The sequence below is a fragment of the Dokdonella sp. genome (assembly GCF_039926425.1).
Lineage (GTDB): Bacteria > Pseudomonadota > Gammaproteobacteria > Xanthomonadales > Rhodanobacteraceae > Dokdonella_A.
The window spans coordinates 1-3,107 of sequence record NZ_JBDSWZ010000013.1 but is presented as its reverse complement, the minus strand read 5'-3'; the positions used below and the strand labels follow the sequence as shown (position 1 = coordinate 3,107).

The 3,107-nt window shown below is 62.9% G+C and carries 3 protein-coding genes; 1 reads left to right on the top strand and 2 read right to left on the bottom strand.

Features of this window, described 5'->3' with window-relative positions; genetic code table 11:
- The first annotated feature begins 316 nt into the window (after window positions 1-316).
- Window positions 317-1,174 carry a subclass B3 metallo-beta-lactamase gene (bla, locus tag ABIV12_RS00795; protein ID WP_348055235.1) on the top strand — a complete coding sequence of 286 codons (858 nt, stop codon included), beginning with the start codon at window positions 317-319 and terminating at the stop codon, window positions 1,172-1,174.
- A gap of 177 nt (window positions 1,175-1,351) precedes the next feature.
- On the opposite strand, the gene ABIV12_RS00790 is transcribed toward bla, so the two are convergent.
- Window positions 1,352-2,680, bottom strand: a complete 1,329-nt coding sequence (locus ABIV12_RS00790; protein ID WP_348055233.1) for a hypothetical protein — start codon at window positions 2,678-2,680, stop codon at window positions 1,352-1,354.
- Window positions 2,681-2,785: 105 nt separating this feature from the next.
- Window positions 2,786-3,107 (bottom strand): choice-of-anchor Q domain-containing protein (locus ABIV12_RS00785; protein WP_348055231.1); only part of this gene is annotated, 322 nt, incomplete at its 5' end.

Sequence of the window (3,107 nt, the reverse complement as noted above, 5' to 3'; positions counted from 1 at the left end):
TTGGACGGAGCGCGCGTTCCGATGATTGGAGAATGGGATTTCAAGCGAAAGAGCTGCGTCTATTCTTCAGAGGACGGAAGCACGCGCAGTTGTCCGACGTAGATCCGGATGCGGGGCTGCAGTCCATTCATGAATGACGTCCTCACGCGAGGCATTCGGTGGTCTGGAAATGAAGGAACACCGAGCGTGGCGCTCGCATTGATGCCGCCGCCCTGCAAATGGAATCGGTCGGCCGCCTGCAAATCGCCACACACGCGCCCTTTTCCTGCATCTTCGATGCGCGATGATGAGCGGCCCAATTCACGAAGAACCGACGATGCTGTCACTGACCTTCTCTCTTGCTTTGCTGATGGCGACGGTCGTCGCGAACCAGCCACACGATCAGGAACCAAAGCATTGCCCACGGTGCGCGCAATGGAACGAACATGTCGAACCCTATCGCCTTGCCGACAACACTTGGTATGTGGGCACGAAGGGGCTGGCGTCGGTCCTGATTGTCGATCCGAAGGGTCTGGTCCTGATCGACGGTGGGTTGCCGCAGTCGGCGGTCCTGATCCTCGCCAATGTGCGCAAAGCCGGATTCGACCCGTCGCGGATTCGCTGGATTCTCAATTCGCATGCGCATTTCGACCATGCGGGCGGCATCGCGGCGCTCGCCCGGATCACCGGTGCGCAGGTCGCCGCGGGGCGCGAGGGCGTCATTGCGTTGACCGCAGCGGCCTATCATCCGGACGACCCGCAGGCCGGCTTCGGCGAAGAAGCGCGCTTTCCATCGATGCAACACGTACGCGCCGTCGACGACGGGGATGTGATCACCGTCGGCAACACGATCATCACCGCCGTCGCGTCGCCAGGCCACGCACCGGGCGGAATGAGCTGGCGCTGGACGTCGTGTCGCGCGGACGTGTGCCAGGCAATTGTCTATCTCGACAGCCTCAATCCGGTATCGACCGACGACTACCGGTTCACTGATCATCCCGATGTGGTGAAGGCGCTGCGCGCGACGATCGATCGACTCGCAGCGTTGCCGTGCGACGTGGCAATGGCTGCGCATCCGGACCAGTTGCCCGACGCACCAAACGCGTCCACGACGCGTTGCGCGGCGTATGCCGACAAAGGCCGCGAGACTCTTCGCGTTCGGCTGCAACAGGAGCACGATCGTCCGGCGCAGTGACGCAGCGTGCTGCGTGGCTCACGTCGGCATTGCCTCGGCATGCGTGAAGTCGATGATCCGTGTCGTCCGGAACGCCCACGCCGGGCGGGTTCCGAGTCGTACCGCCTCATCGCTCCGTTGCGCGGATCGAACGCAACTCCATGAATGAACGTCCGTCGTCGACGCCGTTTGCGACATTCACTCGAACGCGTCGTCGAAGACGAGATCGAAGCGCGCGCGCACCATGCTCACGTACTGGACGTCGGAGCCCGACTCCTCGAAAAACGTACGGCCAAGTATCAGCATGCTGTCATCGTCCGCGTCGTAGCCGATTGCATGCAACTGGTTGTAGTCGCCGGCCGGACTCGCTCCTTCGGACTCGACGATGGTGTAGCTGTTCCAGCCATCATGGCCGAATTCGGAATCGAGGTGTCCGTCTGCAAAGGTGCGAACCAGCGTGTACTGGGTGCGATGATTTTTGAGTGGAGAGCCTGTGGGAAACGAATGCGTGCCGATGATGATTCGATGATTCGGCAGGATCACGACATCGCCGCGTTGCTCGCCGAAGCCGCTGAAGCTGGTATTTCCTGATAGTTCGAAGAGACGCACGCCGAAATCCGCCACGACGTGACCCGTCGCATCGAGTCGGGTGAGCAGGATGCAGCAACTGCTCATGCCGTTGTTTCCCATCCCCGAGACCACCACACTTCCATCGGAATCGATCGCGAGCGCGTCGGCCTGGAGGGTGTGAAAGCCCGTTGGCGGAACCAGCACGGCAGAGCCGTCTTCATCCCAGCCGGGATCGGGCAGACCGTCGGGTTGCAGTTGCACGACGAACAGATTGCTGTCGTTGCCGGCCCCGCCCGAGCCGCCGACCAGGATGCGTCCGTCGGGCCGGATCGCCAGCGCATTGACGGACGACCAACTTCCCTCCGCGGCAACGAGTACGACTTTGCCCGCGGTACCGAAGGTTTCGTCGAGGGCGCCGTCTTCGTTGAAGCGATAGACCTCGCCGAGTGGCCCGTCGCGTCCGGCGAGCAACAGCCGACCCGACGGGTCGCGCGCCAGATCGGCGGCCAGGAAACTGGACGGCGGCATGCTTCCAGCTCCGAAGGCCGAGTCCACGGATCCATCGGCGTCGACATGACGAAGGCAGCGGTCCGACCAGACAATCACGCCGCTCGCGCCATCCCCGATCATCCGCGACGGCCGGTAGTTTTCTCCGCAGATCGGCAGCGTGATCCGGCCGGTTCCGTCGCCGCCAAATGCGACATCCGGCGCGCCATTGCGCCCACTGCGACCGATCAGGATGGTGTCGTCGTCGAGCGGCGCGGACCAGAGGAAACGTCCGTCGCCAAGCACCACGACGTCGCCAGGTTGCTTTTCACCGCTGCTGACGTCGTTGGGGCGGGGCATCACCCATTGCCCCCCGGTTCCAAATGCGGGATCCACATCGCCCTCGAGGGCGAACGCGCAAGGCATCGCGAGGTTGATGAGTAGAACAGCAAGAATCGGAGTGGCGCGCATCGCGTTTCCTGAAGGAATGACACTGGAGAGAAGCGGACTGTGGATGCGACCGCCAACGCACGCGCGCTGTCGGCCTCAATCCATCGAAGAACGGGGATGACCGCTTCAATCGAACCCGTTCTTGAAAATCGTGTCCGACATTTCATGGGCGCCAATGTCGCAGCCGGCGCCGAATGTGCGAGCGATGCCGCGCTGATCGACGCCGCCAACCGACGCGCTCTCACATCCCGATGCACTGCCGGCATCGAGCGCGGGGCTGCCCGCCAGAAGCGCATGGGTCATCGTGTTGTCGCCGTTATCGGCCAGCACATCGAGCAGCACATTGATGCCGGCGTGATCGCCTGGCTGATCGAGCCCGACGCAGGAGGTGTCGTCGGACAGGTTGTGGCCCAGGGAAATGATGACCGGGTTGTCCAGCGCGACCGTG